Annotated in this window: 5 protein-coding genes; 4 read left to right on the top strand and 1 reads right to left on the bottom strand. The window is 64.4% G+C overall.

Features of this window, described 5'->3' with window-relative positions; all coding sequences use genetic code 11:
• Positions 1-286: 286 nt before the first annotated feature.
• Positions 287-703, bottom strand: coding sequence for a DUF5330 domain-containing protein (locus T281_RS15440; protein WP_037241423.1), 417 nt, complete (start codon positions 701-703; stop codon positions 287-289).
• A gap of 229 nt (positions 704-932) precedes the next feature.
• Between T281_RS15440 and T281_RS15435 the strand changes: the two genes are divergently transcribed.
• The 4 genes from T281_RS15435 to T281_RS15420 form a co-directional block, all read left to right on the top strand.
• Positions 933-1,589 (top strand): peptidoglycan-binding domain-containing protein, encoded by a 657-nt coding sequence (locus T281_RS15435; RefSeq protein ID WP_081796845.1) that lies wholly within the window; start codon positions 933-935, stop codon positions 1,587-1,589.
• Between the two features lie 256 nt (positions 1,590-1,845).
• On the top strand, positions 1,846-3,297 hold the full coding sequence (locus tag T281_RS15430; RefSeq protein WP_162173193.1) for an efflux transporter outer membrane subunit: 1,452 nt from the start codon (positions 1,846-1,848) through the stop codon (positions 3,295-3,297).
• Positions 3,294-4,553 carry an efflux RND transporter periplasmic adaptor subunit gene (locus T281_RS15425; protein ID WP_037241416.1) on the top strand — a complete coding sequence of 420 codons (1,260 nt, stop codon included), beginning with the start codon at positions 3,294-3,296 and terminating at the stop codon, positions 4,551-4,553. Before T281_RS15430 ends, T281_RS15425 begins: the two co-directional genes overlap by 4 nt.
• Positions 4,550-7,270, top strand: a 2,721-nt coding sequence (locus T281_RS15420) for an efflux RND transporter permease subunit (protein ID WP_052037571.1), incomplete at its 3' end; no start/stop codon positions are given. The genes T281_RS15425 and T281_RS15420, both read left to right, overlap by 4 nt.

Genomic DNA, 7,270 nt, shown 5'->3' with positions numbered 1-7,270 from the left:
AGCGCTTCCTGAAAAAGCACTTCCGCCGCCTCCGGGTCTTTCCGGTAAGCGAGCACTCCGCGCTGTAATAGTGCGTTCGTTGCGTCGGGGACATCGCCGAAGCTTATAAGGTCTTCGCGCGCGATGGATAATATCTTGGCATCGGACATAGCTACTGGCTCCGGCTTGTGCTTCCGGTGCAGCAAGGCGCATGCCATAAGCGAAACACTCGGCTTTGCGCGCCTTTTCCAGACATGACTGGCAACCCTCATCGCGAGATTGTCGCACTTCAGACAGGTGTCGCGTCTCAAAGCCTGCGCGGGCCGGGCGAGGCGGTTTGCGGCTCCTGCCAGGGAATGTCCCGATCTGTCGCGCGAAGATTGTCATGCCATTTCACAACGGGTCTTGGAGCACCCGCCGGGAGAGACTGGTCCATCGACGGAATCTTCGCCTCGCGCACCGGCCCCCGAAGCTCGGGGTTCTGCCGCTTCTGCTCGTCGAGCCAGGCTTGCGCCGCCTGCGCGCCGCTCTTGAGCTTGGCGAGAACCAGCGTCATCGTCGCGCGCGCGTCCTCGCACACGGCCGCGTTCCGCTGGCAGAAGCCCTTGGCGTCCGTCGCCGTCTGCTCGACCGAAGAAATATGCCGTCCGGCATCGCCTCCGACGCCGGGCAGCAGCAGGCACACAAGCGCCAGCCAGAAAACGAGACGCAACACAAAAAACATGACCCGCCACCCGCATCGCTCTTCCAGGTGAGGCCCATCGTAAGTCTCTCCGGCGAAAGAACGCGAAAGCGGCGATCCTGTAATTTAATAAATTTTTAGCGAAGATATATTCAACTGCAATTGCTGGCGCGGCGTTAACGTCTCGGTAACGGTCACTTCTTAGTTTCGAAGGGCCTTCCGCTCACAAACAATCTTTCTTCAAATTGGGTTTTGTGCAATTATCACGGCCATGATCAGGTTTCGAGCACGTCTGGCCCTTTTCGCCATGATGGCGATCTTCCTTGCGACAGCGAGCAACGCGCTGTTCATGCAGGATCGCGCGCGCCTGTTCGATCCGAACGGGTTGCCCAGCACGTCCGTTTCGGTGACGCAATTCCCGCATGACAAGGCATCGCCGATCGCTCCAGCCGTCTCCGGCGGAGGCATCCAGCAGGTTTCGCTCCCCGCCGCGAAGGGTCCGCGCATGCACGTCGCGCTTTATCGCGAGCTTGGGCAACGGGGCTATTCAGAGCAGTTGCGGCAGGGCGATAACGGGCTTCGGCTCGCGGTGCTGGCTTACCAGTTCGACAACGCCATGCCACTGACCGGCGAACCGACCAATGAGCTTTTGAAGCGCGTGCTGTTCGATCCGAATCACGGTCCGCACGGTGCGTTCGCCGACCGCGCAGAGTTGAACGCCAAGCTCGTCATCGAGACGCAGAAGGCGCTGCTCGGCCTCGGCTTCTTCAGAGGTACGTTCTCGGGCCGCCTCGATGTCTGGACGGCGAACGCCATCAAGGATTTCGAGCGTCATCGCGGCCTCCCGGTGACGGGGCGCCTGACCGACCAGACACTTCTCGAACTCATCGCATTTTCGGGCCAGCCGATGCTTCCGGCAGCGGGCTGACATCATCCGCTCGCCTTACGGTTGCGTTCGCGTTTTTCCTCCGACCACGACGTGAGATGCGAAAAAGCCACGGTATTTCAGTAAGTTGTATATGAAGCGTTTCGATACATAATTAATGTAGCCTTTCTCGCGTGACCTCGTAACAGTCAAAATTGAAATTTTTCCAGGCTGGCGAATCTCTGGGGGCAGAGAGAGCTTGGGACAGGGCAACTTGTTGGGCACCATGCGACGCGACCACGCGCCGACAGGCGGAAAAATGCGCTTACTGCGAGGCGGGGCGGCAGCCGTGCTTGTCGCGGCGCTATCGGCTGGAGGCTGCACCGGCCTCAATCCCAACGTGGCGTCGCCGCAAATTGCCGTACCGGACGCCTACAAGGGAAAGAGCGCGCGGCCTTCGCAGCACCCTGCGGGCAGCCCCTACGATTTCGCGGCGTTCCGCTCGAAAAAGCTCATCGATCTGATCGCGGCCGGGCGCGGCTTCAACCTCGACATCGCCGCCGCCATCGCCCGCGTCGAACAGGCCGAGACGCAGGTTCGCGTCGCAAGTCAGGCGCTCATCCCGACCATTCAGGCCGACGGCAGCGGCACGCGCTCCTTCAGCCACGCGACAGGGCGCGCCGTGCGCGGCGACACCGTCGTCGGTCAACTCGGCGCGAGCTACGAACTCGACTTCTGGGGCAAGAACCGTTCCGGCGTCGCTTCGGCCATGGCCTCGCAGGCGGCCGCCGATTACGCCGCAGCAACCGTCGCCATCACGACCGACGCGACCATCGCCACAACCTATTTCGATGCGATCGCGACGCAGAAGCAGATCGACATCGCGAAGGCGAACCTTGCCATCGCGCAAAAGACGCTCGACGCCATCGTCGCGCGCAACAAGGCGGGCACCACCTCCGGCCTCGACGTGGCGCAGCAGGAAACGCTCGTCGCCAATGTCAAGGTGACGATCCCGCCGCTTCAGCGGCAGCTTGAGCAATACAAGCACGCGCTCGCGGTGCTCGTCGGCCGCGCGCCGGAGTTCTTCTCGTGGCGCGCCGACGACCTCTATGCCATCGCCGTGCCGCAGATCCCGGCGGGGCTCCCGTCCGAGCTTCTCTGCCGCCGTCCCGATATCGCCGACGCCGAGGCGCAGCTTGCCTCGCAGCGCTTCCTCGTGTCGAAGGCGCGCGCGGCGATGTTCCCGTCGATCCAGCTTACCGGCGCGGGCGGCTTCCAGAGCGTGGCGCTGGCCTCGCTGTTCCAGCCGCAAAGCACCTTCTATAATGCGGCGGCGGGCCTGACCCAGCCGATCACGAACCTGGTCGAGTTGCAGGCGACGCTCGATCAGAACCGCGCCGTCTATACCGAACTGCTCGCGACGTACAAGAAGACCATCATCGCCGCCTTCCAGGATGTGGAAGACGCGCTCGTCGCCTATCGCAAGACAGCCGAACAGGAGCGTCTCCAGCGCGAGGCGTTGCAGGCCGCGCGCCGCGCCTACGAGATTTCGCAGGCGCAGCTTCAGGGCGGCATCATCGACATCACGACGCTGCTTTCCATTCAGCAGACGCTGTTCTCTGCGGAAAACAGCCTCGCCCTCGTGCGGCAGGCGCGTCTCGAATCCGCCGTCTCCCTCTATCGCGCTCTCGGCGGCGGCTGGATCAAGCCCGAGGGCGTCACGCTTGCTGAAGTTCCATCCCTCATCGATGTAAAAAGGGCCACGCCATGAAGAGGCTCCTGCCCTGGTTGATCTTTCTTTTGATCACCGCGTTTCTTGCGATCTTCGTCTATAGCGACCGCATCTTCGGCACGTCTGGAGGAGGAGGCGATGCGGCTGGCATGGGCGGAGGCCCACCCGGCGGCGGCTTCCGTCGCGGCGATCAGGCCGTCTCGGCGGAGACAAAGCCCGCGCGCCTCGAAAACGTGCCCGTGTGGCTCTCCGGCGTCGGCACGGTGCAGGCGTTCAACACGGCGACGGTTCGCGCGCAGGTGTCCGGCCGTCTCATCGAGGTGAACTACCACGAGGGGCAGGACGTGAAGGCGGGCGACGTGCTCGCCCGTATCGACCCCGTTCTCTATCAGGCCGCCTATGACGAAGCGGTGGCCAAGAAGGCGCAGGACGAAGCGCTGCTCGCGAACGCCAGGCGCGACGCGGCCCGCTATTCGAGCCTCGTCGGCCAGAACTACTCGTCGCAGCTGGAGACCGACGCCGCAAAGTCGAAGGTTCAGCAATACGAAGCGCAGGTTAAGCAGGATCAGGCGGCCATCGATACGGCGCGCGCGAACCTCGATTACGCCACCATCCGCGCGCCCATCGACGGCCGCACCGGCATCCGCCAGCTCGACACGGGCAACCTCGTCACGTCGGGCGATTCCACCGGCATCGTCGTCATCACCCAGCTTCGGCCGATTTCGGTTGTGTTCACGCTGCCGGAAAGCGCCGTCTCCGATATTCTCGATGCGCAGGCGAAAGCGGCCCTTCCGCTTCAGGCGCAGGCGGGCGGGCGCGTGCTCGGCGAGGGCACTGTGGCGGTGATCGATAACCAGATCGATCAGACGACCGGCACCGTGAAAATCAAGGGCACATTCCCGAACGACGAGAACCGGCTGTGGCCGGGCCAGTTCGTGAACGTGAAGCTTCGGCTGAAGACGCTCGAAAATGCCGTGGTCGTTCCCTCAGTCGCCGTCCAGCAGGGCGCGAACGGCGCCTTCGTCTACCGCGTCACGCCGGAGAAAACCGCGAGCATCGTCTCTGTCAAGGTGGTGCAGGAAGGCGAGAAGGATGCGGTGATCGGCGAAGGCATCGCGGCGGGCGACGTCGTGGTGACGAGCGGCTTCTCGAACCTTCGCGATGGCTCGAAGCTGAAGCTTGCCGAAGACGAAGCGACCGGGTCTCCGGCGCGGAACGGCGGCGAGCGTAAGAAGGGCGAGCGAGGCGGCAAAGGAGCCGACGCCGCGAAGCCAGAAGGCGCCGCACGGCCATGAGCGGGCCAACGGCGGAAGAGCCTGGCGGGGTCGGGGCGCAAGGCGCGGACGCGGCGGGCGAGGACACGTATTCCGGCATCTCCGCGCCGTTTATCGCGCGGCCCATCGCGACGTCTTTGCTCGCGGTTGCGATCCTGCTCGCGAGCCTTCTCGCCTATTCGCTGCTGCCGATCTCGTCGCTGCCGCAGGTGGATTTCCCCGTCGTCCAGGTAACGACGCGTCTTCCGGGCGCGAACGCCGACACCATGGCGCGCCTCGTGACCGCGCCGCTCGAACGCCAGCTCGGACAAATCCCCTCGCTCGAAAACATGAGTTCGACGAGTTCCGAAGGGCTGTCGCAGATCACGCTGCGCTTCATGTTGAGCCGCGATATCAACGCAGCCGGGCAGGACGTGCAGTCCGCCATCAGCGCGGCGGGCGGCTCGTTGCCGCAGAACCTCCCCTACCCGCCCGTCTACGCGAAGGTGAATCCGTCGGACCCGCCCATCGTGACGATCGCGCTCACCTCGCAAAGCGTCTCGCTCGAACGCCTGTCCGACTTCGCCGACACGCTGCTTGCGCCAAGGCTTTCGCAGGTGGCGGGCGTCGGCCGCGTCACGGTTCAGGGTAACATCCGACCCGCGATCCGCATTCAGGCGAACCCGCTGCAACTCGCGTCCCTCGGCATCGCGCTCGAAACCGTCCGCTCCGCCATCGCGAACGCCAACGTGACAGGCTCCAAGGGCCTCATCAGCGGCCCCGAGAAGTCCTTCATCGTGGGTGCGAACGACCAGCTTGAGACCGCGGGCGCGTATGAGGACGTGGTCGTTGCGTATCGCAACAAGGCTCCCGTTCTTCTGCGCGACGTGGCGACCGTCGTCGCCGGCCTCGAAAACGAACGCGTCGCCGCGCGCTACAACGGCACGCCTGCCGTCGTCATCGACGTGCAGCGCCAGCCAAGCGCCAACATCGTCGGCACCGTCGATGAGTTGAAAAAGATCCTGCCGAAGCTCGTCGATGCGCTCCCGGCGGGCGTGAAACTCGACATCGTCGCCGACCGCACGGGCACGATCCGCGCATCCGTCGAGGAAGTGCAGTTTACGCTCGTCCTCTCCGTCGCGCTCGTCATCATGGTGGTGCTGCTGTTCCTGCGCACCCTGTCCGCCACCATCGTCGCGGGGATCACGCTGCCGTTGTCGCTGATGGCGGCGTTCGGGGTGATGTATTACGCGGGCTTTTCGCTGAACAACCTCTCGCTCATGGCGCTGACCATCGCGACCGGCTTCGTGGTGGACGACGCCATCGTCATGATCGAGAACGTCATGCGCTACATCGAGAAAGGCGAGAAGCCGCTCGTGGCGGCCTACAAGGGCGCGGGCGAGATCGGCTTCACCATCGTTTCGCTGACGCTGTCGCTCATCGCTGTGTTCATTCCGCTGCTCTTCATGGAAGGCATCGTCGGCCGCCTGTTCCGCGAGTTCGCGCTGACGCTCACCGCTGCGGTCGTCACATCCATGATCGTGGCGCTGACGCTCACGCCGATGATGGCGGCCCGGCTCCTTCGCGCGCCGCGCCAAGGCGAGACCGCGCCGTGGTACTCCCGCGCTTTCGAGGCGCCGTTCAACGCGCTGTTGTCGGTCTACCGCGTGACGCTCGACTGGGCGCTGAACGCGCGGCGCTTCATGCTGCTCGTTGCGGCCGCGACCTTCGTGCTGACCGTCGTTCTCTATATCGCGATCCCGAAAGGCTTCCTGCCGGATCAGGACACCGGCTTCCTCACCGCCGAGACGGAGGCGACGCCCGGCGTCTCGTTCGAGCGCATCAACGCGCTTCAGGCCGAGGTGGAACGGATCATCCGCCGCGATCCTGACGTGTTGGGCGTGGTTTCAGTGATCGGCGTCGGCACCACGAACGCCACGCCGAACGCCGCACATCTCGCGCTGACGCTGAAGCCAAAGACCGAGCGCAAGGCGACCGCGACCGAAATTCTCCAGCGCCTGACGGAGGCGACCGCCGATTTTCCGGGCCTTCGCACCACGTTCCAGATCGTGCAGGACATCCAGATCGGCACCGCGCGAAGCCGCACACAATATCAATATGTGATCGTGGGGCTCGACCGCGAGGGCTTCTCCGGCTGGGCGAAGAAACTTGAAGCAGAGCTGAGCCGCGACCGCCGCCTGATCCATGTCGCCTCCGACCTTCAGGAAGACGGCAACGCGGTGCTCATCAAGACCGACCGCGTCATCGCAGGCCGCCTCGGCGTCACCATGCAGGCGCTGAACGACACACTCTACGACGCCTTCGGTCAGCGGCAGATTTCGACGATCTACGGGCAGTCGAACCAATATCGCGTCGTGCTCGAAGTCGCACCGGCGTTCCAGACCGACACCGCCGCACTCGGCTCGATCTATGTGCCGGGCACGGCGATTTCGAACTCGACCTCGGGCAACGCCTCGACCGGCAACGCAACCGCGAGCGGCGCGACGAACTCGTCCATCACCGCCACCTCCGCGAGCGGGACAGGCGTCGGCTCACAGGTGCCGCTGTCGTCGTTTTCCGTGATCGAACGAGCCACGGCGCCGCTGTCGGTCAACCACGTGCAGCAATATCCGGCGGCGACCATCAGCTTCGACGTCGCGCCGGGCTTCTCGCTCGACGCTGCGGTGCAGGCCGTGACGGATGCGCAGAGCCGCATCGCGCTCCCCTCCTCCATCGTCGGCAGCTATACGGGCGCGGCG

This window comes from Rhodomicrobium udaipurense JA643 (genome assembly GCF_000636015.1).
In the GTDB taxonomy this organism is placed as follows: Bacteria; Pseudomonadota; Alphaproteobacteria; order Rhizobiales; family Rhodomicrobiaceae; genus Rhodomicrobium; species Rhodomicrobium udaipurense.
This window is presented reverse-complemented; position numbering and strand designations above follow the sequence as displayed.